Raw genomic sequence first — 22157 nt, 5'->3', positions numbered from 1 at the left:
GAATTCGTGATCGAACGCACGGCCGCGTCGGCCGCGCTGAACGGCAACGAGCGGCTGGTGCTCTGGGGCATGCGCGCCTGGATGGCGGGCGTGAAGGCCGAGGTGCCGGTGACCAGCGCGCTGACGCGCACCTTCGCCGACCTGGGCGCCGAGGCCGTGGTGCCGACGCTCGATTCCACCATGGCGCTGCTGCACGCCGCCGGCGTGAACGTCTTCCACCACCCCTGGTGCCGCTGCCTGGGCGACGAGGAGCGGCTGCTGCTCGACGTCCTGGCGCAGCACCAGCGCGGCGAGGACGGGGCGGCGCTGTTCCTGACCCGCCTGCTGCTGCCGCCCAGCGGGGCGCGGCTGCTCGGCCCCGGGCTGCACGCGCTGGCGATGGCGCTGCTGGCCTGCGGCGTCCGCCTGACGGGCGGGCGGGTCCGTTCGATGCCCGGGACCGGGCTGGCGCACTGGGCGCCTTCCACCATGACGTTGCAGTAACCGAGGATGATTTCCGTGATCGAACCGCATTCCGACCTGTCGCCCTGGGGCATGTTCCTGGCCGCAGACCTCATCGTCCAGTCGGTGATGGTCGGGCTGGCGCTGTGCTCCGTCGCCACCTGGACCGTGTGGCTGGCGAAGGGGCTGGAGCTGCGCGCGGCCAAGCGCCGGGCGCGCGCCGCGCTGGCGCTGCTGGAGGAGGCGCGCGGCCTCGCCGACGCGGCCGAGCGCGTCGGCTTCGCCGGCGGCCCGGCCGCCGCCTTCGTGCGCGCCGCGGTGGCCGAGGCGCACCTGTCGGCCGGCGCCCACGGCGATGGCCTGAAGGAGCGCGTCGCCTCGCGCCTGGAGCGCATCGAGGCGGAGGCCGGGCGGCGCATGACGCGCGGCACCGGCGTGCTGGCCACCATCGGCTCGACGGCGCCGTTCGTCGGGCTGTTCGGCACGGTGTGGGGCATCATGAACGCCTTCGTCGGCATCGCGAAGACGCAGACCACCAACCTCGCCGTGGTGGCGCCGGGCATCGCCGAGGCGCTGCTCGCCACCGCCTTCGGCCTGGTGGCGGCGATCCCGGCGGTGGTCGTCTACAACGTCTTCGCGCGGTCGATCACCGGCTACCGCGGGCAGCTCGGCGACACGGCTGCGGCGGTGCTGCGGCTGGTCAGCCGCGACCTCGACCGCGGCGCGCTGCGCCACCTCAAGGCGGCGGAGTAGCGGCATGGGCGTGCGCCTCGACCACGGCGACGGCGACCTCGCCGAGACCCACGAGATCAACGTCACGCCGTTCATCGACGTGATGCTGGTGCTGCTCATCATCTTCATGGTGGCGGCCCCGCTGGCGACGGTGGACACGCCGGTCGACCTGCCGGCCTCCACCGCCACGCCGCAGCCGCGGCCGGACAAGCCGCTGTTCCTGACGGTGAAGGCCGACCAGTCGCTGGTGCTCGGCGAGGCGCCGGTGGAGCGGGCGGCGCTGGGCGCCACGCTCGACCAGACCACGAACAGCGACCGCGGCCAGCGGGTGTTCCTGCGCGCCGACCGCAGCGTCGACTACGGCGCGCTGATGGACGTGATGAACGCGCTGCGCGCCGCCGGCTACCTCAAGGTGGCGCTGGTCGGCCTGGACGCCGGGACGCCGCCGTGACCCTGGCGCTGTCCGACCTCGAAAAGCCCGACCTGGAGCCGCCGGGCCGCGGGCGCTGGACCGCCAGCCTGTGCGCCGTGCTGGCGCTGCACGCCGCCGCGGCGGCCGGGCTGGCGACGTGGCACGCCGCGCCGCCGCTCCCACCGGAAGCGGCGGAGGCGATCATGCTCGACCTCGAACCGGCCCCGGCGCCGCCCGCTCCCGAGCCCGCGCCGGAGCCGGTGCCCGAACCGGTGCCCCAGCCGGTCGTCGAGCCCCCGCCGCCCGAGCCGCCTCCGCCGGATCCCCTGCCGGAACCCGAGCCGCTGCCGCCGGAGCCGGTCCCGGTTCCCATCCCGGAGCCGCTGCCGCTGACCGAGCCGCCGCCGGTCGCCGAGGTCGAGGTGCCGCTGCCGCCGCCGCCCAAGGTCAAGCCGAAGCCGGTGGAGCGCCGCCCGCCGCCGGTCAAGGAACCGCCGCTCCGCCGCGTGGAGACGCCGCCCGTGCCGGCCGCGCCCGCCGCTCCCGTCGCGCCGGCCGCCCCGGCCCCCGCGGCGACGCCCGCCAGCCCACCGGCCTCGGTGGTCGCGTCCTGGCGCGGCGCGCTGCTGCGCCACCTGGAGCGCTACAAGCGCTACCCGCGCTCGGCGCAACTGCAGCGGCTGGAGGGGGTGGCGCAGGTCCGCGTCGTGCTCGACCGCCAGGGCACCGTGCTGTCGGCGCGGCTGGAGCGCGGCTCGGGGCACGCGATCCTCGACGGCGAGACGGAGGAGATGGTGCGCCGCGCCTCGCCGCTCCCCGCGCCGCCGCCGGAGATGGCGTCCGACCGCATCGAGCTGGTGGTGCCGGTGGAGTTCGCGCTGCGGTGAGCGCGCTTGCCCCGACCAGGAAGAAGCCCCTCTCCCCTCGAGGGAGAGGGGCATTTGTCACTCCACGTCAACCCGCAGCTTCATCTTCGGATGGATGCCGCAGAACACGCGGTAGGTGCCGGCCTCGGTGAACGGCACCGACACGCTCTGCCCCGGTTCCTGGATGCCGCTGTTGAACTCGCGGCCGTCGCGCTCGTAGCGGACATTGTGGTCGCGCACGTCGTTGTTGTGCACCCGCAGCGCCTGCCCGGCCTTGATCCGCACCTCGGACAGGCTGAAGCGCTTGTCGCGCTGGCCGATCTCCGGCGGCGCGGTCAGCGCCGCGACGGTCGCCGTGGCGGTCTCCGGCACCAGGACCGGCGGCGGCGCGTCGGTGTCCAGGCTGCGCAGGAAGGCCAGCAGGTCGGCCTTCTCCGCCGCGGTCAGCGTCAGCCGCGGCAGGTCGGGCGACAGGGTGGGGCGCTCGACGAAGCGGCCGGCGTAGTGGTCCAGCACCGCCTCCAGTGTGGCGAGCGAGCCGTCGTGCATGTAGGGCGCGTGCCGGCCGACGTCGCGCAGCGCCGGTGTCTTGAAGGCGTGGTTCAGCTTCGCCTCGCCCAGCACGGCGCCGCGGCCTCGGCCGTCGCCGGGCAGGCCGATGTCGTGGAAGGCGTGGTCGGTGAAGGCCCAGCCGGAATGGCAGTTGGCGCAGCCGGCCTTGCCGCTGAACAGCGCGAAGCCGCGCTTGGCGGTCTCCGGCACCGCGCCCTCGTCGCCGGCCGCCCAGCGGTCGAACGGCGCGACGCCCGACACCAGCGTGCGCTCGTACGCGGCGAGCGCGCGGGCGACGGTGCCCGGGGTGACGCGCGGCTCGTCCGGGAAGGCGGTGGCGAACAGCGCCTTGTACGCGGGATTGGCCGACAGCGCGGCGACCATGCCGTCGAGCGTCTGGTTCATCTCCCGCGGGTTCTGCACGGGGCCGAGCGCCTGCTCCTCCAGGCTCGCCGCGCGGCCGTCCCAGAAGAAGCGCTCGCCCCAGGCGAGATCGGCGATGAACGGCGTGCGGCGGTCGAGCGGCTTGCCGTCCAGCCCGTCGGCGCTGCGCCGGCCGTCGTGGAAGCCCTTGGCCGGCTCGTGGCAGGTGGCGCAGGAGCGGTCGCCGGCGCCGGACAGCGCCGGCTCGTGGAACAGCCGCTCGCCCAGGCGGATCACCGTTGCGGAATAGGGCGTCTCCGCCGGGAAGGGCACGGTCGCCGGGCGCCGCAGCGCGGCGAGGTCGGCGGCCATGGCGGTGCTGGCCAGCAGCAGGGCGGCGAGGGGGAGCAGGGCGCGCTTCATGCGATGAACCTGGACGTCAACGGTGGATGCTTCGGCGTTGCGGCGGCGCCGGCGGCGTGGAATGCTCGCCCCCCGATCGAGGAGGACCCATGATCCTGTGCATAGCCGATCTCCTGCCGCCGGGCGAGGTACAAGCGTTGGGCGAGGCGCTGGCCGACGCGCCCTTCGTCGACGGCCGCAGCACGGCGGGCTGGCACGCCCGGCTGGTGAAGGAGAACCTGCAGCTCTCCAGCGCCGACAAGACGATTGCGGACCTGCGCGCGCACCTGACCGACACCGTGCGCCGGCACGAGCTGTTCGAGCTGGCGGTGCGGCCGAAGGCGCTGACGCCGGTGATCGTCTCGCTCTACAAGGAAGGCATGCAGTACGGCGCGCACGTGGACGACGCGGTGATGCACGGCCTGCGCACCGACGTGTCGTTCACCATCTTCCTCAACGATCCCGACAGCTACGACGGCGGCGAGCTGGTGATCGAGACCAGCGCCGGGGAGGAGGCCTACAAGCTGCCGCCCGGCGCCGGCATCGTCTACCCGTCCGGCGCGCTGCACCGCGTCGCCCCGGTGACCCGCGGCGAGCGGCTGGTGGTGGTCGGCTGGGCGCAGAGTTACGTCCGCGACGCCGGCCAGCGTGAGATCCTGTTCGACATCGACCGCGCGCGGCGCGCGCTGTTCCAGGCGCAGGGCAAGACGGCCGAGTTCGACCTGATCTCCAAGAGCCTCGCGAACCTCCTGCGCCGCTGGGCGGAGGTGTAGGGCGGAGAGAAGCGGCGTGGAGCGCCGAAGACCTCTTTCACCACGAAGACACGAAGGCACGAAGGTGGGGAGCGCGGGCCCGCCGCCTTCGTGCCTTCGTGTCTTCGTGGTGACCCGGTCCCGGGATGAGAGGAGCTTTTTCCCCTCTCCCCAACCCCTCTCCCGCAAGGGGAGAGGGGCTCTACAGGTGGTCCGACGGTTCAGCGGAACGACCCCTTCAGCAGTTCGATGCGGGACACGGTGGCCTGGAAGGCGCCGTGCTCCATGACGGGGGCCTGCGGCGGCACGGCGGCGGGGAAGGCCTTCGCCAGTTCGCCCAGGTACTCGGTCAGCTTGCCCTGCGCCGCCGCGTCCTTGGCGCCGAGCGCCTTGGCGTGGCCGTTCGCGTAGTCGCGGGCGGCGAGCACGAAGCCGCCGGCATCCTGGTACTCGACCGCGTTGGCGATGCGGCCGCCCTCCAGCGCCTCCTTGTACTCGTCCTGCGCCTGGTCGAGCACCGCCGGGACCACGTTCATCACGAAGCGCGCGTTGTCCTTGCCGGCCTTGCCGATCGCCTTGTTGACGGTTTCCAGCACCGCCGCGTGCTTCGGCGCGACCTCGGCCGCCGGCTTCTTCTGCTTGACCAGGGTGGCGAGCGCGCCCAGTTCCTTCTCGAACTGCGGGATCTTCTTGCCGGACAGCGGCTTCTTGATGTCCTTGTAGATCTCCTCGGCCGGGTGCAGGAAGTGCGGCGCCGCGTCGTCCGGCCGGCCGGCCTCGTACAGGCTCCAGCCCACCTGCAGATGGCCCTTCAGCATCAGAAGCCGCCCGACCAGCGCCTCGTCGGCCGAGACCTTGGAGAAGACGTCGTGCTCGTGGCCGGCCTCGCCGCCCTCACCGCCTTCGCCACCCTCGCCGCCCTGCGTGGCCGCCATTTGGTAGGGCGCCTGCGCCGCCGGGTGGTGCGTTCCGTGGTCCGCCGCGCCCATAGTCGCCGCCTGGGCCGCCCCGGCGCCCAGCAGCGCCACGGTGCCGATCCCGATCCACAGCTTCGTCGTCGTCTTCCGCATGTCTCGCCTCTCCCTTTGTTTATTGAGAATAACTCTCAATCGCACTTACCGCGAACAGGGCGGCAATGCAAGCGCAAAGGGAGGTGTGCGAAGGGAATCAGGCGGCGGTCAGCGTGACCTTCACGTCGCTCGGCCGGGCGAAGAAGGGAGCGGAGGTAACTAGCACCGCGCAGCCGGTGGCGGCGTAGGCGGCGGCGTTGCCCTCGTCGATGCCGCCGGCCGCGGCGACGATGGGCGGCGGCATCCGGTCGCGGGTCAGCGCCACCACGGCGGCCACCGCGTCGGGCGCCAGCTTCTCCAGCTGCAGCACGTCGGCCCCGGCGCGCAGCAGGTCCAGCGCGTCGTGGGCGTCCGCGACCTCGACGACCACCTTGCGCTCCGGCTCGCGGGCCTTGAGGGCGCGCAGCCAGTCGCCGTCGGCGGGATCGAGGAAGGCGCGGTGCTCGGGAAACACCAGCAGCGTTTCCGACAGCCCCAGGCGGTGCATGCGCGCCCCGCCGGCCCGCACGGCGCGCACGGCGACGTCCTTGGTGCCGGGGAAGTTCTTGCGGGTGCAGGCGACGGCGACGTCCGGCGCGACGGCGCGCGCCGCCGCGACGATGCGCTGCGTGCGCGTGGCGATGCCCGAGGCGTACTCGACCAGCGTCTGCGCCACCTTCCAGGCGCAGTGCAGCGCCGCCGCCGGCCCCTCGGCGGTCAGGAAGACGTCGCCCGCGGCCAGCGCCGTGCCGCTCGCCGCCACCGCGCCGGGGGTGGCGCCGCAGCGTTCCAGCATCCTCGCCGCCTCCTCGCCGCAGCAGACCACCATGTCGGCGCGCGCCGCGAAGGTGATGCGCCCCCGGATCCCGCCGATGCCCAGCGCCTCGGTGGTCAGGTCGCCGTGCGGGGCGTCCTGGAGCAGCAGCTCGTCGAGGCGGGCGTCGGACAGCATCAGGGTCTCCGTGGTTGGGCGTGGCGCCAGATCTTGGCGGCGGAGAGCAGCAGGATCGCCGCCAGCACCGGCAACAGCACGGCGCCGGGAACCATCCCCAGCAGCCGGCCGCCGACGAAGGCGCCGAGCACCGACCCCGCCGCCATCACCAGGACGAAGCCGCGGTTGCGGCCGATCACGGCGAAGCTGCGGTCGCGGCTGTAACGGGCGAAGCCGGCGAGCATGGTCGGCAGGCTGACCGCCAGCGACAGGCTGCCGGCCAGCTTGATGTCGGCGCCGAACAGCAGGACCAGGGTGGGGATCAGCAGCTCGCCCCCCGCCACGCCGAGCAGCGAGGCGGCGACGCCGATGCCGAGCCCGGCGGCGACGCCGGCCGCCGCCTGCGCCCAGCCGTCCAGCAGCGCCGCGCCGCCGGCGCCGCCGTGCCCGAACAGCAGCGCCCCGGCGATCAGCACCAGCAGCGCGGCGATCACCCGGTACAGGGTCCCGCTGTGCAGCCGCGTCGCCCAGCCGGCCCCCCACCACGCGCCGAGCAGGCTGCCGGCCAGCAGGTTGGCGACAACGTCCCAGCGCGCCGCCACCGCGTCCAGCGGCACCGCGCCCATGCGGAAGGGCAGGGCGACCGCGACGACGACGAGGCTCATCGCCTTGTTGAGGATGACCGCCTCCAGCGCCGCGAAGCGGAAGGCGCCGATCAGCAGCGGCAGGCGGAACTCCGCCCCGCCCAGCCCGATCAGCCCGCCCAGCGCGCCGATGACGGCGCCGCCGCCGAAGGCCGCCAGCCGGCCGCGCGTCCGGGTTCCATCGTCGTCGGCGGTGTCGATCATGCGGCGAGCGTAGCACGGCGGCGCACCACACCGTAAAAAGATGGCTGCTCACTGCAATGCAGCACGTGACATTCTGCCGCACACGGATAACTCTCCGTATTACACCCTGCCCACGCCAGAGCGACCGCCATGTCCCAGACCCTGCTCAATTCCGCCCCGTCCGCCGCTCCCCTGGCTGTCGACGATTCCGACAAGGACGGCCCGCTGCGCGACGACATCCGGCTGCTCGGCCGGCTGCTCGGCGACACCGTGCGCGAGCAGGAGGGCGACGAGGTCTTCGGCGTGATCGAGCGGGTGCGCCAAGCCTCGGTCCGCTTCAACCGCGACGACGACGCCTCGGCCGGGCGCGAGATGGCGGAGATCCTCAACGGGCTGCCGCGCGACACCGTGATGTCGGTGGTGCGCGCCTTCTCCTACTTCCTGCACCTCGCCAACATCGCCGAGGACCAGCACCACATCCGCCGCAACCGCGAGCACGCCATGGCCGGCTCGCCGCCGCGCGAGGGCACGCTGCCGCACGCCCTCGACCGACTGGAGCAGGCCGGCGTCGATACCGGCAAGCTGGCCGAGTTCGTCCGCCACGCCCTGGTCAGCCCGGTGCTGACCGCCCACCCGACCGAGGTGCAGCGCAAGAGCATCCTCGGCCTGGAGCACAAGGTGGCGGCTCTGCTCGACGCCCGCGACCGCTCGCGCCTGACGCCGGAGGAGGCGGCGGAGAACGACGAGGCGCTGCAGGCCGCCATCCTGACGCTGTGGCGCACCCGCATGCTGCGCCCGCAGCGCCTTGCGGTGATCGACGAGGTGAAGAACGGCATCTCCTACTACACCGACACCTTCTTCACCGAGCTGCCGAAGCTGTACTGCCGGTTCGAGGACCTGCTGTGCCGCCGCTATCCGGAGCATGAATGGGAGCTGCCGGCGTTCTTCCGCATCGGCTCGTGGATCGGCGGCGACCGCGACGGCAACCCGTTCGTCACCGCCCCCATCCTGCGCGAGGCGGTGCGCCGCCAGTCGGCCGCCGCCTTCGACCACTACCTGACCGAGATCCACGAGCTGGGCGGCGAGCTGCCGCTGTCCAAGCTGCTGCACGACATCGCGCCGGGGCTGGCGGAGCTGGCGGCGCGCTCGCCCGACACGTCGCCGCACCGCGAGGACGAGCCGTTCCGCCGCGCGCTCAGCGGCGTCTACGCCCGCACCGCCGCCACCGCCCGCCAGCTCGACCGGCACGAGGCGCTGCGCCACGCGGTGGCCGAGGCGGAGCCCTACGCCTCCTCGGCCGAGCTGCTGGCCGACCTGGAGGTGATGGCCTCGGCGCTCAAGGCGATGGGGGCCGCCAAGCTGGCGAACGGCCGCCTGCGCCGGCTGATCAAGGCGGTGCAGGTGTTCGGCTTCCATCTGGCGCCCATCGACCTGCGCCAGAACTCCGACGTGCACGAGCGCACCGTGGCCGAGCTGCTGGCGGTCGCCGGCCGCTGCACCGACTACAAGGCGCTGTCGGAGGACGAGCGCATCGCGCTGCTGGCCAAGGAGATCGGCTATCCCCGGCCGCTGCGTTCACCCTTCCACAGCTATTCGGAGGAGACCGCCGGCGAGCTGGCGATCCTCGACACCGCCCGCGAGATCCGCCGCACCTACGGCCCCGCGGCGCTGCCGACCTGCATCATCTCGAAGACCGACGGCGCGTCGGATCTGCTGGAGGTGGCGCTGCTGCTCAAGGAGACCGGCCTGCTGACTCCGGGGGCCGAGCCCGCCATGGCCATGAACATCGTGCCGCTGTTCGAGACCATCGGCGACCTGCAGCAAGCCCCGGCCACCATGGAGCGGCTGTTCACCCTGCCGAACTGGCGCTCCCTGGTCCGCTCGCGCGGCGACGAGCAGGAGGTGATGCTGGGCTATTCCGACTCCAACAAGGATGGCGGCTTCCTTACCTCGGGCTGGGAGCTGTACAAGGCGGAGATCGAGCTGGCCAAGCTGTTCGCCCGGCACAAGGTGCGCATGCGGCTGTTCCACGGCCGCGGCGGTTCGGTCGGCCGCGGCGGCGGTCCCAGCTATCAGGCGATCCTGGCGCAGCCGGTGGGCGCCGTGTCCGGCCAGATCCGCATCACCGAGCAGGGCGAGGTGATCGCGTCCAAGTACTCCAACCCCGAGGTCGGCCGCCGCAACCTGGAGGTCCTGACCGCCGCGACGCTGGAGGCGACGCTGCTCGACGTCGAGAACAACGTCGAGCCGGCGGAGGGCTTCTACGCCGCCATGGAGCGGCTGTCGCAGCTGGCCTTCGAGTCCTACCGCGGGCTGGTCTACGAGACGCCGGGCTTCACCCAGTACTTCCGGCAGGCGACGCCGATCTCCGAGATCTCGACGCTGAACATCGGCAGCCGCCCGGCCTCCCGCACCAAGTCCGACCGCATCGAGGACCTGCGCGCCATCCCCTGGGTGTTCTCGTGGGCGCAGTGCCGCCTGATGCTGCCGGGCTGGTACGGCTTCGGCAGCGCGGTGGAGGCGTGGCTGAAGGAGGAGCCGAACGGGCTTGAGCTGCTGCAGCGCATGCACCGGGCGTGGCCGTTCTTCCGCATGCTGCTGTCCAACATGGACATGGTGCTGGCCAAGAGCGACCTCGCCATCGCGTCCCGCTACGCCGAGCTGGTGGACGACGCCGAGCTGCGCGAGCGCATCTTCGGCTGCATCCGCGACGAGTGGCAGCTGACCAAGCGGCACCTGCTGGCGATCATGGGGCAGAGCGATTTCCTGGCGGAGAACCCGCTGCTGGTGCGCTCGATCCGCAACCGTTTCCCGTACATGGACCCGCTGAACCACGTGCAGATCGAGCTGATCCGCCGCCACCGCGGCGGCAGCACCGACGACCGCGTGAAGCGCGGCGTGCTGATGTCCATCAACGGCGTGGCGGCGGGGCTGCGCAACAGCGGGTGACGGGGCCTCCGCGCCGGTCCCCCCTCCTGACCTCCCCCATCTGCGACGGGGGGAGGAACTCCGCCGTACTGCCCCCTCCCCCGCGAAGCTCTCGCGCAAGCGAAGCTTGCGCTGACGCGACAGGCGGATCCTCCGGATCCGCCGAGAGTGGGGGAGGGATGGGTGGGGGACCGGTGCAGCGACGTGTGACGGCCTAGATCCGCCCCGGCTGGCCGGGCGCGAGGGCCGGGCGATCCGGCGCGCCGGGGCAGCCGCGGGCCTCCGTCATCGCCTCGATGTCCTTCAGCAGCGCCTGCGGGCTGATCGGCTTCAGCAGCAGCAGGGTGGCGCCATGCGCCGTGCCATCGAGCGTCGCTGCGCCGCCGGCCGGCGGCTGGCCGGTCATCACGATCACCGGCAGGCAGGGGTGCGTCTCGCGCAGGCGGCGGATCAGCGTCGCGCCGTCCATGCGGGGCATCTTCAGGTCGGTGAGCAGCAGGTCGGCCGGCGATTCCGCGAAGGCGCGCAACGCCGCCTCGCCGTTCTCCGCCGTGGTGACGCGCAGGCCGCGCCACTCCAGCATGTCGCGCAGCGCGGCGACCGCCAGCGGCTCGTCGTCCACCACGAGGACATGGACATCAGACACCCCGGACACGCCCATGGGCTCCCTCCACCGTCGCGTGTGTCCATGGGCGGGAATATCGCATTCGCGGCCGGAGCCGTCCAGTTGCCGCTTCCGGTTAGGACGGCCCCTATGCCGGTTGCCGGGGGGCTGCGGAAGGACCACGTCTTTGGGAGAAGCCCCGGCGGAGGAGCGCGCATGATGGTCACGGCGGCCTACTGGCTCTTCCTGCTGCTGACCGCGGCCGGCAAGGTGGTGGCCTTCGCGGCCTGGGTGGTGTTCGCCATCGCGCTGCCGCTGACCCGCATCCAGGTCGCCCGCGAGCAGCACGCCCCGGACTTCGGCCGCGTGCTGACCACCAACCTCGCCGTCGCCGGCTGCGGCGTGGTCGGCGTGTTCGTCCTGCTGGAAAACGTCCGCATCTTCCTCACGGCGATGTAGGTCCAGCGTCTCCCAATCGAGACAGCGTCTCCGAGTGGAGACGTTCGATCCCGCATTGTGTCTCCCAATCGAGACTTCTTCGCACCTGCACAATCCGCCAAACCCGCATATCCACTCGCCGTGGCCGGGTGGCACGGCCCTTGCTGAACAGATGGCGTTCGAACGAACGGCATAGGGCCAAGGGTCATGGCGCGGGTCACCATGAAGGCGTTGCTTCCCGTCACCGCACCGCGGCTGTGGCCGCTGGTGCGCTGGGACGGCCGCTGGCTGGACTGGTACCCCGGCGCGGTGGCGTGCGAGGTGGCCGGCACCGCCAAGGGCGCCCTGCGCCGGCTGCGGCTGCGCGACGGAGCGGACCTCGTCCAGCGCCTCGACCACCTCAGCCGGATCGAGGACGCCTACACCTACTCGATCATCGACGGCCCCTATCCCGTCGCCGGGTGCCTGGCGCAGGTCCGCGTGCTGCCGCACGACGCGGACGGCCGCGCCACCCTGGTCTGGACCGCGAATTTCCAGCCGGCCGGCGTCGGCGAGGAGGAGGCGGAAGCCTTCATCCGCCGCCTCTACCAGGCCGGCTTCGACACCCTCTTCACCCTCCTCGCCGACCCTGTCGGCGCGGATGACACGACAGCCAGGGCCGGGCTTCCCCACGGCCCCAATGCACATCATACCGGGAGTTGATCGTCCAATGAGCTTCCTCATCTGTCTGGGAGCGCTCGCGTTCCTGATGTTCGTGGCCTACCGCGGCTACAGCGTCATCCTCTTCGCGCCGGTCGCGGCGCTCGGCGCCGTCCTGCTGACCGACCCGTCCGCCGTGCCGCCGATCTTCACCGGCCTGTTCATGGACAAGATGGTCGGCTTCGTGAAGCTGTACTTCCCGGTCTTCCTGCTGGGCGCCGTGTTCGGCAAGGTGATCGAGCTGTCCGGCTTCTCCAAGGCGATCGTCTCGGCCGTCATCAAGCTGGTCGGGCGCGAGCGGGCGATGATGTCCATCGTGCTCGTCTGCGCGCTGCTGACCTACGGCGGCGTGTCGCTGTTCGTGGTGGTGTTCGCCGTCTATCCGTTCGCGGCCGAGATGTTCCGCCAGGGCGGCATCCCCAAGCGGCTGATCCCCGGCACCATCGCGCTGGGCGCCTTCACCGCCACCATGGACTCGCTGCCCGGCACGCCGCAGATCCAGAACATCATCCCGACCACCTTCTTCAAGACCGACACCTGGGCGGCTCCGATTCTGGGCACGCTGGGCGGCCTGTTCATCATCGCCATGGGTCTGCTGTACCTGGAGTGGCGCCGCCGCGCCGCCGGTGACGAGGGCTACGGCGAGGGCCACACCAACGAGCCGGAGCCGGTCGCCGACACCAACCTGCCGAACGCCGCCATCGCCGTCCTGCCGCTGGTCATGGTCGGCGTGCTGAACAAGGTGTTCACGCTGCTGATCCCGAGCTTCTACGGCGCCACCAGCAACGTCGCGCTGACCGCCGGGGCGAAGCCGCTGACCACCCAGGTCTCGTCCATCGCCGCCATCTGGGCGGTGGAGGGCGCGCTGCTCGCCGGCATCCTGACCGTGCTGGCCTTCGCCTGGAAGCCGGTGACCGCGAAGTTCGCCGAGGGCACCAAGGCGGCCATCGGCGGCTCGCTGCTCGCCTCCATGAACACGGCGTCGGAGTACGGCTTCGGCGCGGTCATCGCGGCGCTGCCGGGCTTCCTGGTCATCGCCGACGGCCTGAAGGCCATCCCGAACCCGCTGGTCAACGAGGCGATCTCGGTCACCGCGCTGGCCGGCATCACCGGCTCGGCCTCGGGCGGCATGTCGATCGCGCTGGCCGCCATGGCCGACCAGTTCGTCGCCGCCGCCAACGCCACCGGCATCCCGATGGAAGTGCTGCACCGCGTCGCCTCCATGGCGTCGGGCGGCATGGACACGCTGCCGCACAACGGCGCGGTCATCACCCTGCTGGCGGTCACCGGCCTGACCCACCGCCAGTCCTACGGCGACATCTTCGCCATCACCTGCATCAAGACGATGGCGGTGTTCGTCGTCATTGCCCTGTACTACCTGACCGGGATCGTCTGACATGAAGAAAATCATCCCGTTGGCCGAGGCCGTCGAGAAGATTCCCGACGGCGCCTCGCTCCTGATCGGCGGCTTCATGGCCGTCGGCAGCCCGCTCCGCGTCATCGACGAGCTGATCCGCCAGGGCAAGAGGGACCTGACGATCATCGCCAACGACACCGCCCGCCCGCACCAGGGCATCGGCAAGCTGATCGTCGAGAAGCGGGTCGCGCGGGTGATCTCCACCCACATCGGCCTGAACCCCGAGACGCAGAAGCAGATGATCGAGGGCGACATCCAGGTCGAGCTGTGCCCGCAGGGCACGCTGGCCGAGCGCATCCGCGCCGCCGGCTTCGGCCTGGGCGGCGTGCTGACGCCGACCGGCGTCGGCACCGTGGTGGAGGAGGGCAAGCGGACCGTCGAGGTGGACGGCCGCACCTTCCTGCTGGAGACGCCGGTCAAGGCCGACTTCGCGCTGATCAAGGCGAAGCAGGCCGACTACTACGGCAACCTCGCCTACGCGCTGACTGCGCGGAACTTCAACCCGATCATGGCGATGGCGGCCGAGACCGTCATCGTCGAGGCCGACGACATCGTGCCGCTGGGCGTCATCCCGCCGGACGCGGTGGTGACCCCGTCGGTCCTGGTCGACTACGTCGTCGCGCAGGAGAAGCGCAATGGATGAGAAAACCCTGATCGCCAAGCGCGTCGCGCTGGAGCTGAACGACGGCGACCTCGTCAACCTCGGCATCGGCCTGCCGACGCTGGTGGCGCGCTACGTGCCGTCCGACCGCCACGTGTTCTTCCAGTCGGAGAACGGCATCCTCGGCATGTCCGGCCCGATCGCCGGGGCGGAAAACCCGGACCTGTCGGACGCCGGCGGCAACCCGATCAGCGCGCTGCCCGGTGCGGCGTCCTTCGACAGCGCCATGTCCTTCGGCCTGATCCGCGGCGGCCATCTGGCGGTGACCGTGCTGGGCGGCCTGCAGGTGGATGAGGAGGGCAAGCTCGCCAACTGGATGGTGCCGGGCAAGATGGTGCCGGGCATGGGCGGCGCCATGGACCTCGTGACGGGCGCCAAGCGCGTGATCGTCGCCATGCAGCACGCCGCCAAGGGCGAGTCGAAGATCGTCAAGCGCTGCACGCTGCCGCTGACCTCGGTCCGCCGCGTCAGCCTGATCGTCACCGACCTCGCGGTCATCGAGCCGACCGACAAGGGCCTCCTGCTCAGGGAGACCGCGCCCGGCGTCACCGTCGAGCAGGTGCTGGCCAACACCGCCGCCGAACTGATCGTCCCGGCCGACGTGCCGGTCATGCCGCTGTAAGGGGGGAACAGGAATGCTCAAGAACAAATCGGCGATCGTCACCGGCTCCACCAGCGGCATCGGCCTGGGCATCGCCCGCTGCCTGGCGGCGCAGGGCGCCGACGTCATGCTCAACGGCTTCGGCGACCAGGGCGAGATCGCCAGGCTGTGCGAGGACCTCGGCCGCGAGTTCGGCGTGCGCGTCGGCTACGACGCCGCCGACATGTCGAAGCCGGCCGAGATCAAGGCCATGGTCGCCGCCGCGGAAGCCGCGTTCGGCAAGGTCGACATCCTGGTCAACAACGCCGGCATCCAGCATGTCGCCCCGGTGGAGGAGTTCCCCGAGGAGGCCTGGGAGCGGGTCATCTCCATCAACCTGTCGGCGGTCTTCTACGGCACGCGCTACGCGCTGCCGGGCATGAAGGCGCGCAACTGGGGCCGCATCGTCAACATCGCCTCGGTGCACGGGCTGGTGGCCTCGGTCAACAAGTCGGCCTACGTGGCGGCCAAGCACGGCGTCGTCGGCCTGACCAAGACCGTGGCGCTGGAGACCGCGCAGACCAACGTCACCTGCAACGCCATCTGCCCCGGCTGGGTGCTGACCCCGCTGGTGCAGAAGCAGATCGACGCCCTGGCCGAGAAGAACGGCTGGAGCAACGAGCAGGCCGGCCGCGAGCTGCTGAGCGAGAAGCAGCCGTCGCAGACCTTCGTCACCCCGGCGCAGCTGGGCGAGCTGGCGGTCTTCCTGTGCTCCGACGCCGGCTCGAACATGCGCGGCGCCGCGATCAACATGGATGGCGGCTGGCTGGCGCGGTAAGGCGCGCGCTTTCCATAAGCCCCTCTCCCCTTGTGGGAGAGGGGTTGGGGAGAGGGGGAACGGCGCCCGGCAGGACGCTGATGAAGCCATTCTCTTCCGGCTCTCCCGAGCCGTAAGCCACCCTCTCCCCAACCCCTCTCCCCTCAAGGGAGAGGGGCTTTATTTTGCCCGCAACCCCGCCTTCGCCAGCTTCTTGTAGAACGCCGCCCGCGAGATCCCCAGCCGCTTCGCCGCCTCGCTGGCGCGCTGCCCGGACGCCTCCAGCGCCTGTTGCAGCAGGTCGCGCTCGAACGCCGCGAACGCCTCCTCGTAGGGCCGCACCGCCGTCGCGGGAACCGCCGGGACCGGCGCGGCGGGCTCCCCCGCCTCCACCAGCCGCATGGCCGGCAGCGCCTCGGCCAGATCGTCCACGGTCAACCGCAGGTTGTCGGTCAGCATGCACACCCGCTCCAGCACGTTGCGCAGCTCGCGCACGTTGCCGGGCCAGGGGTGACGGGCCAGCACCTCCGCCGCGTCGGGGGTCAGCGCCCGGCCCGGCATGCCGGTGCGCAGCGCGATCTCCTGCAGGATGGATTCGGCGATGGCCTCCAGCCCGCGGCCCATTTCGCGCAGCGACGGCAGGCGGATGGTCAGCACGTTCAGCCGGTAGTACAGGTCGGAGCGGAAGCGGCCGTCGCGGATGCGCTGCTCCAGGTCCACGTGCGTGGCGGCGATCACCCGCACGTCCACCTTGACCGGCCGGTCGGAGCCGAGCGGCTCGATCTCCTGCTCCTGCAGCGCGCGCAGCAGCTTGGCCTGCAACGCCAGCGGCATGTCGCCGATCTCATCGAGGAACAGGGTGCCGCCGTCGGCGCTCTTGAACCGCCCCTCGCGGCCGCGCCGGTCGACGCCGGTGTAGGCGCCGGGCACCGCGCCGAAGAACTCCGCCTCCAGCAGCGTGTCGGGGATGGCGGCGACGTTGACGCCGACGAAGGGCTTGCCGGCGCGCGCCGACAGGCCGTGGATGCCCTGGGCGATCAGCTCCTTGCCGGTGCCGGTCTCGCCCAGCAGCAGGATCGGCGCGTCGTGGTGCGCCGCCAGCCGGGCGCGCCGCTTCACCTCCAGGCAGGCCGGGCTCTCGCCGACGTAGCTTTGCAGCGTGTAGCGCGGCTGCCGGTTCTCGTTGAGCCGCCGCCGGGCCGTCTCCAACTCCGCCTCCAGGCGGGACAGCTCGCTCAGCAGGGGCTTGAGGCGCTGCAGGTTGTCGTAGAACACGAACCCCACCGCGCCGATGATGCCGCCGTCCTCGTCGGTCAGCGGGAAGCGCGACACCACCAGCCGCTGCGCGCCGAAGTACATGACGTCGAGCAGGATCGGCTGCCCGGTGGTGACCACCTGGCGCAGCAGGCTGTTCGGGATGATGTCCTCGACGTCGTGGCCCAGCGCCGACGCGGCGTCGGGGACGCCCAGCATGCGCGCGTACTTCTCGTTCATCCAGACGATGCGGGCGTCGCGGTCGACCGCCACGGTTCCCTGGGACTGCCGCTCCATGGCCTCGAACAGCGAGGGCATGGCCCGCTGCCGCAGCATCTCGATCTTGCCGATGAAGCCGTCCTCGAACACGTCGCCCCGCCGCCCTGGTTCGGCCCGAGTATAGACCGGCCCCGCCGCCCCCCGGTACTCCGCCGCGTCACCCTGCCGCGGTCTCTCGACGTCGCCGCAAATTTGTCACTGCTTTGATTCTTGAAAGTAATCGGTGAGTCGCCATGGCGAGCGATCTCTGGTGTGAGCCGAAGAAATTGTGTCGAGGCATAGGCTACCGACTCCATCGACTCCCTCGGATTTAACCCGAATGCTGATTCGATTTTGGGATTTGTCCGCGTGCAGCATCCCGTCAGTGTCTTATTGGAGGGTCGCATGCCGAATTTCTGGGGAAACAGCAGCAACAACCGGCTGACCGGGACGGAGGTGGCCGACACCATCTACGGCCGCGCCGGCGACGACTGGATCCAGGGCCAGGGCGGCGCCGACGTCCTGTACGGCGAGGACGGGAACGACTCCCTGATCGGCGGGGCCGGCAACGACACGCTGTACGGCGGGAACGGCGACGACTGGCTGGGCGACCCCTACGCCGGGGACGCCGGCGACGACCGCATGTACGGCGGCTGGGGCAACGACCACCTGTACGGCGGGGTGGGCAACGATTCGCTGGACGGCGGGGCGGGGCAGGACACGATCAACGGCGGCACCGGCAACGACACGCTGATCGGCGCCGACGGCAACGACACGCTGATCGACACGCTGCGCGACGGCGGCATCGACCGCTTCGACCCGGGCGCGGGCGACGACCACATGATCAGCTACCGCGACGGCAACGCCGACACCTTCCTGATGCGCCACGCCGCGGGCGGCTTCGGGCACGACGACATCGCGTACTTCGAGGCCGGCATCGACCGCATCACCTTCATCGGCTACACGGCGGCCGACCTCAGCGTCTCGGTGTCGGGCTCGGCGACGACCTTCTCGTTCACCGACGGCTCGGCGCTGACGGTGGACAGCACGGGGCTGACCGCCGGCCGCGACTACGCGTTCGGCTAGGCGTTGCCGCGAGGGCGGGCGGAGGGGATAATGGCGCCGCCGTTTCCCTCCGCCTCCCAGGTTCCATGACGCGCCCGCTGGACAGCATCGACCTCAACATCCTGCGGGCCTTGCAGGAGGACGGCCGCATCACCAACGTGGACCTCGCCAAGCGGGTCCACCTCAGCCCCGCCGCCTGCCTGGAGCGCACCAAGCGCCTGCACACCGAGGGCTACATCCAGCAGTTCACCGCGCTGCTCGACCCGGCGAAGCTGGACGCCGGCCTGCTGGTGTTCGTCGAGGTGGTGCTGGACCGGACCACGCCCGACGCCTTCGACGACTTCCGCCGCGCCATCGCCGGCATGCCGGAGATCATGGAGTGCCACATGGTGGCCGGCGGCTTCGACTATCTGGTCAAGGCGCGGCTGAAGGACATGGGCGAGTACCGCGCCTTCCTCGGCCGCTTCCTCTCCATCACCCGCGGCGTGCGCGAGACGCACACCTACCCGGTGATGGAGGAGGTGAAGAACGTCACGGCGATTCCGCTGCCGTGACCTCTACCCCCTCTCCCGCCCCAGGAGAGGGAGGGGCCCGCGCGGAGCGCGGGAGGGTGAGGGTACGTTCAAGGATCCTTGATTTTACCCTCACCCGGCCGCTGCGCGACCACCCTCTCCCGGGGCGGGAGAGGGAATTTTCCGCAGCCGCGCTTGCGCCGCAGATAATTCGTTAAACGCGCGACACATCCATCACAAATCCGGCGTTTCTCCAGTTACGGTGAACATATCGTCCACCCCTGGGAATTCCGCCGCATGTCCGCTCTGCCGCAGCCGTCCGCCTTCCACGACCGCGCCGCCATCGACCGGCTGTACCGCGCCGACGAGACCGCCGTCGTGACCGCGCTGGCGCGCGCCGCGGCGCTGCCGGAGGAGGCGCGCCGCCGCGTGCAGGCCGAGGCTGCCCGGCTGGTCGAGGGCGTGCGCGCGTCGCGCATCCGGTTCGGCGTGCTGGACGCCTTCCTGCAGGAGTTCGGCCTGTCCTCGCAGGAGGGCGTGGCGCTGATGTGCCTGGCCGAGGCGCTGCTGCGCATCCCCGACGCCGAGACCGCCGATGCGCTCATCCGCGACAAGATCGGCGCCGCCGACTGGCGCCGCCACCTGGGCAAGGCGGACAGCCTGTTCGTCAACGCCTCGACCTGGGCGCTGATGCTGACCGGCCGGGTGGTGAACCTCGACGGCGGCGACGAGCCGACCCGCGTGCTCGACCGCCTCGTCGGCCGGGTCGGCGAGCCGATCATCCGGCAGGCGATGATGCAGGCCATGCGCATCCTCGGCCGCCAGTTTGTGCTCGGCCGCACCATCGACGAGGCGCTGGGCCGCGCCCGCGACGACGAGAAGCTCGGCTACACCCACTCCTTCGACATGCTGGGCGAGGCGGCGCGCACCGCCGACGACGCGCAGCGCTACTTCGACCTCTACGCCATGGCCATCGGCGCCATCGGCGGCGCCCGCAACGGGCGCGACGTGTTCCGTTCGCCGGGCATCTCGGTGAAGCTGTCGGCCCTGCACCCGCGCTACGAACTGGCCCAGCGCGACCGTGTCATGGCCGAGCTGCTGCCGCGGGTGAAGGACCTGGCGCTGATGGCGAAGGCGCAGGGTATCCACCTGACCGTGGACGCCGAAGAGGCCGACCGCCTCGACCTGTCGCTCGACCTCATCGAGGCGGTGTTCCGCGACCCCGCTCTGAACGGCTGGGAGGGCTTCGGCCTCGCCGTGCAGGCGTACCAGAAGCGGGCGCTGCCGCTGGTCGGCTGGCTGGAGGATCTCGCGCGCTCGGTCGGGCGCCGGCTGATGGTGCGCCTCGTCAAGGGCGCCTACTGGGACAGCGAGATCAAGCGCGCGCAGGAGCGCGGGCTGGACGGCTATCCCGTCTTCACCCGCAAGGCATCGACGGACGTCTCGTACCTCGCCTGCGCCCGGCGGCTGCTGGCGGCGCGCGACGCCTTCTACCCGGCCTTCGCCACCCACAACGCGCACACCGTCGCCTCGGTGCGCGAGATGGCCGGGGATAACGAGGGCTACGAGTTCCAGCGCCTGCACGGCATGGGCGAGCCGCTGTACCACCAGGTCGTCGGACCGGACACGCCCGTGCGCATCTACGCGCCGGTGGGCAGCCACGAGGACCTGCTGGCTTATCTGGTCCGCCGCCTGCTGGAGAACGGCGCCAACTCGTCGTTTGTCAACCGCATCCAGGACGAGCAGGTGCCGGTCGCCGCCATCGTCGCCGACCCGGTGGCGCGCGTGGCGTCGCTGCCGGCCAAGCCGCACCCCGGCATCCCGCTGCCGGCGGCCCTGTTCGGCGCCGAGCGCCGCAACAGCGACGGCATCGACCTCAGCGACGCCGCGCAGACCACGCCGCTGCTCGACCACGTGACGGCGGAGCGCCGCTGGTCCGCCACCCCGCTGGTCGCCGGCCTCGCGGCCGACCGCCTGCCGACCGCTCTGCACGATCCCGCCGACCGCCGCCGCATCGTCGGCCACGTGGTGGAGGCCACGGCCGAGGACGCCGACCGCGCGCTGTCCGTCGCCGTGGCCGCGCAGCGCGCCTGGGCCGCCCGCCCGGTGGCCGAGCGCGCCGCCTGCCTTGACCGCCTCGGTGACCTTCTGGAGGCGGAGCGCAACGAGCTGGTCGCCCTGCTGGTCCGCGAGGCCGGCAAGACCATCCCCGACGCGCTGGCCGAGGTGCGCGAGGCGGTGGACTTCTGCTGCTACTACGCCGCCCGCGCCCGCGCCGACTTCGAGCCGAAGCTCATGCCCGGCCCGACCGGCGAGCGCAACGAGCTGCGCCTCACCGGCCGCGGCGTCTTCGTCTGCATCAGCCCGTGGAACTTCCCGCTGGCGATCTTCCTCGGGCAGGTCGCGGCGGCGCTGGTCGCCGGCAACGCGGTGGTCGCCAAGCCGGCCGAGCAGACTCCGCTGATCGCCGCGCACGCCACCGCGCTGGCCCACCGCGCCGGGGTGCCGGCCGAGGTGCTGCACCTGCTGCCGGGCGACGGTGCCGCGGTGGGCGGGCGCCTCGTCGCCGACCGCCGGGTGGCCGGCGTCGCCTTCACCGGATCGACCGAGACGGCGCAGCGCATCGGCCTGACGCTGATGCAGCGCGGCGGCCCGATGGTGCCCTTCATCGCCGAGACCGGCGGCCAGAACGCCATGATCGTCGACAACTCGGCCCTGCCCGAGCAGGTGGTGGACGACGTGGTGACCAGCGCCTTCCGCTCGGCCGGGCAGCGCTGCTCGGCCCTGCGCGTGCTGTTCGTGCAGGACGGCATCGCGCCGAAGGTGATCCGCATGCTCCAGGGCGCGGCGGCGGAGCTGCGGCTGGGCGATCCGGGGCTGCTGTCCACCGACGTCGGCCCGGTGATCGACGCGGACGCCCAGGCCATGCTGATGCGCCACACCGAGCGCATGACCCGCGAGGGCACGCCGCTGTTCGCCGGCACCCTGCCGCCGCACTGCGCGCACGGCAGCTTCGTCGCCCCGCACGCCTTCGAGATCGACCGCCTCGACCGGCTGGAGCGCGAGGTGTTCGGCCCCATCCTGCACGTGATCCGCTGGCAGGGCGACCGGCTGGACGCGGTGCTGGACGCCATCGAGGCGACCGGTTACGGCCTGACGCTGGGCATCCACACCCGCATCGACCGCACGGCGCGCCGCATCACCGAGCGCATGGCGGTGGGCAACACCTACGTCAACCGCAACATGATCGGCGCGGTGGTCGGGGTTCAGCCGTTCGGCGGCGAGGGCCTGTCCGGCACCGGCCCGAAGGCCGGCGGCCCGCACTATCTCTACCGCTTCGCGGCCGAGCGCACGCTGACGGTGAACACCACCGCGGCCGGCGGCAACGCCTCGCTGGTGTCGCTGGGGGAGGAGGAGTAGGGGTATCTTGTTGCCCCCTCCCTAGCCCTCCCCCGCTTCGCGGTGGAGGGAACTCCGCCGCTCGGCCCCCTCCACCGCGAAGCGGGGGAGCAACCATGTTGTTGAGGTTACCCGGTGGCGTGCTCCCAGGGCTTGCCGTCGCGGACCATGGCATTGAGGATGACGATGATCTTGCGC

At 71.6% G+C, this 22157-nt stretch carries 21 protein-coding genes; 15 read left to right on the top strand and 6 right to left on the bottom strand.

The genetic code is table 11. The features are described from left to right. The first annotated feature begins 6 nt into the window (after positions 1–6). Genes ACRWK7_RS34060 through ACRWK7_RS34045 form a run of 4 tightly spaced genes read left to right on the top strand, consistent with a single transcriptional unit; the run spans position 7 to position 2472 of the window. Positions 7–483, top strand: a complete 477-nt coding sequence (locus ACRWK7_RS34060) for a hypothetical protein (protein WP_431862118.1) — start codon at positions 7–9, stop codon at positions 481–483. A gap of 15 nt (positions 484–498) precedes the next feature. Beyond that, positions 499–1194 carry a tonB-system energizer ExbB gene (exbB, locus tag ACRWK7_RS34055; protein ID WP_431862116.1) on the top strand — a complete coding sequence of 232 codons (696 nt, stop codon included), beginning with the start codon at positions 499–501 and terminating at the stop codon, positions 1192–1194. A 4-nt stretch (positions 1195–1198) separates the two neighbouring features. Beyond that, positions 1199–1624: a TonB system transport protein ExbD gene (gene exbD / locus ACRWK7_RS34050; protein WP_431862114.1), complete on the top strand. Its 426-nt coding sequence runs from the start codon at positions 1199–1201 to the stop codon at positions 1622–1624. Beyond that, positions 1621–2472, top strand: a complete 852-nt coding sequence (locus ACRWK7_RS34045; protein ID WP_431862112.1) for an energy transducer TonB — start codon at positions 1621–1623, stop codon at positions 2470–2472. The genes exbD and ACRWK7_RS34045 overlap by 4 nt, the downstream gene beginning before the upstream one ends. Before the next feature lie 57 nt (positions 2473–2529). Here ACRWK7_RS34045 and ACRWK7_RS34040 read toward each other — a convergent pair whose 3' ends face one another. Further along, complete coding sequence (locus ACRWK7_RS34040; protein WP_431862110.1) at positions 2530–3789, bottom strand: cytochrome c peroxidase; 1260 nt, start codon at positions 3787–3789, stop codon at positions 2530–2532. 89 nt (positions 3790–3878) lie between these two features. Between ACRWK7_RS34040 and ACRWK7_RS34035 the strand changes: the two genes are divergently transcribed. Then, positions 3879–4541 (top strand): Fe2+-dependent dioxygenase, encoded by a 663-nt coding sequence (locus ACRWK7_RS34035; protein WP_431862108.1) that lies wholly within the window; start codon positions 3879–3881, stop codon positions 4539–4541. Positions 4542–4741: 200 nt separating this feature from the next. On the opposite strand, the gene ACRWK7_RS34030 is transcribed toward ACRWK7_RS34035, so the two are convergent. The 3 genes from ACRWK7_RS34030 to ACRWK7_RS34020 form a co-directional block, all read right to left on the bottom strand. After that, on the bottom strand, positions 4742–5590 hold the full coding sequence (locus tag ACRWK7_RS34030; RefSeq protein ID WP_431862106.1) for a hypothetical protein: 849 nt from the start codon (positions 5588–5590) through the stop codon (positions 4742–4744). Positions 5591–5687: 97 nt separating this feature from the next. Beyond that, complete coding sequence (gene modD / locus ACRWK7_RS34025) at positions 5688–6521, bottom strand: ModD protein (RefSeq protein WP_431862104.1); 834 nt, start codon at positions 6519–6521, stop codon at positions 5688–5690. After that, on the bottom strand, positions 6521–7348 hold the full coding sequence (locus ACRWK7_RS34020) for a TSUP family transporter (protein ID WP_431862102.1): 828 nt from the start codon (positions 7346–7348) through the stop codon (positions 6521–6523). The genes modD and ACRWK7_RS34020 overlap by 1 nt, the downstream gene beginning before the upstream one ends. Before the next feature lie 129 nt (positions 7349–7477). On the opposite strand from ACRWK7_RS34020, the gene ppc reads away from it, so the two are divergent. Next, complete coding sequence (gene ppc / locus ACRWK7_RS34015; RefSeq protein ID WP_431862100.1) at positions 7478–10276, top strand: phosphoenolpyruvate carboxylase; 2799 nt, start codon at positions 7478–7480, stop codon at positions 10274–10276. Between the two features lie 193 nt (positions 10277–10469). Here the strand turns inward: ppc and ACRWK7_RS34010 are convergent, their stop codons facing one another. Further along, positions 10470–10916: a response regulator gene (locus tag ACRWK7_RS34010; protein WP_431862098.1), complete on the bottom strand. Its 447-nt coding sequence runs from the start codon at positions 10914–10916 to the stop codon at positions 10470–10472. A 159-nt stretch (positions 10917–11075) separates the two neighbouring features. Between ACRWK7_RS34010 and ACRWK7_RS34005 the strand changes: the two genes are divergently transcribed. The 6 genes from ACRWK7_RS34005 (at position 11076) to ACRWK7_RS33980 (ending at position 15492) form a co-directional block, all read left to right on the top strand. Next, positions 11076–11318 carry a hypothetical protein gene (locus ACRWK7_RS34005; RefSeq protein ID WP_431862096.1) on the top strand — a complete coding sequence of 81 codons (243 nt, stop codon included), beginning with the start codon at positions 11076–11078 and terminating at the stop codon, positions 11316–11318. A 186-nt stretch (positions 11319–11504) separates the two neighbouring features. After that, complete coding sequence (locus tag ACRWK7_RS34000; protein WP_431862094.1) at positions 11505–11999, top strand: SRPBCC family protein; 495 nt, start codon at positions 11505–11507, stop codon at positions 11997–11999. Between the two features lie 7 nt (positions 12000–12006). Further along, complete coding sequence (locus tag ACRWK7_RS33995) at positions 12007–13392, top strand: GntP family permease (RefSeq protein ID WP_431862092.1); 1386 nt, start codon at positions 12007–12009, stop codon at positions 13390–13392. A gap of 1 nt (position 13393) precedes the next feature. After that, the gene (locus tag ACRWK7_RS33990) at positions 13394–14056 is read left to right on the top strand and encodes a CoA transferase subunit A (protein WP_431862090.1); all 663 of its coding nucleotides are present in this window, start codon (positions 13394–13396) and stop codon (positions 14054–14056) included. Further along, positions 14049–14696, top strand: coding sequence for a 3-oxoacid CoA-transferase subunit B (locus tag ACRWK7_RS33985; RefSeq protein ID WP_109121786.1), 648 nt, complete (start codon positions 14049–14051; stop codon positions 14694–14696). The genes ACRWK7_RS33990 and ACRWK7_RS33985 overlap by 8 nt, the downstream gene beginning before the upstream one ends. A gap of 13 nt (positions 14697–14709) precedes the next feature. Next, positions 14710–15492, top strand: a complete 783-nt coding sequence (locus ACRWK7_RS33980) for a 3-hydroxybutyrate dehydrogenase (RefSeq protein ID WP_431862088.1) — start codon at positions 14710–14712, stop codon at positions 15490–15492. A 159-nt stretch (positions 15493–15651) separates the two neighbouring features. On the opposite strand, the gene ACRWK7_RS33975 is transcribed toward ACRWK7_RS33980, so the two are convergent. Then, positions 15652–17094, bottom strand: coding sequence for a sigma-54 interaction domain-containing protein (locus ACRWK7_RS33975; RefSeq protein WP_431862086.1), 1443 nt, complete (start codon positions 17092–17094; stop codon positions 15652–15654). A 294-nt stretch (positions 17095–17388) separates the two neighbouring features. On the opposite strand from ACRWK7_RS33975, the gene ACRWK7_RS33970 reads away from it, so the two are divergent. The 3 genes from ACRWK7_RS33970 to putA all read left to right on the top strand — a co-directional run bounded on the left by ACRWK7_RS33970 (position 17389) and on the right by putA (position 21980). After that, a complete protein-coding gene (locus tag ACRWK7_RS33970) occupies positions 17389–18069 on the top strand; it encodes a calcium-binding protein (protein ID WP_431862084.1) in 681 nt (226 codons plus the stop codon). A 65-nt stretch (positions 18070–18134) separates the two neighbouring features. Next, a complete protein-coding gene (locus tag ACRWK7_RS33965; RefSeq protein ID WP_431862083.1) occupies positions 18135–18602 on the top strand; it encodes an Lrp/AsnC ligand binding domain-containing protein in 468 nt (155 codons plus the stop codon). A 255-nt stretch (positions 18603–18857) separates the two neighbouring features. Further along, positions 18858–21980: a bifunctional proline dehydrogenase/L-glutamate gamma-semialdehyde dehydrogenase PutA gene (gene putA, locus ACRWK7_RS33960; RefSeq protein WP_431862081.1), complete on the top strand. Its 3123-nt coding sequence runs from the start codon at positions 18858–18860 to the stop codon at positions 21978–21980. Positions 21981–22157: the final 177 nt, after the last annotated feature.

It is taken from the genome of Azospirillum sp., assembly GCF_050789165.1.
This window is presented reverse-complemented; position numbering and strand designations above follow the sequence as displayed.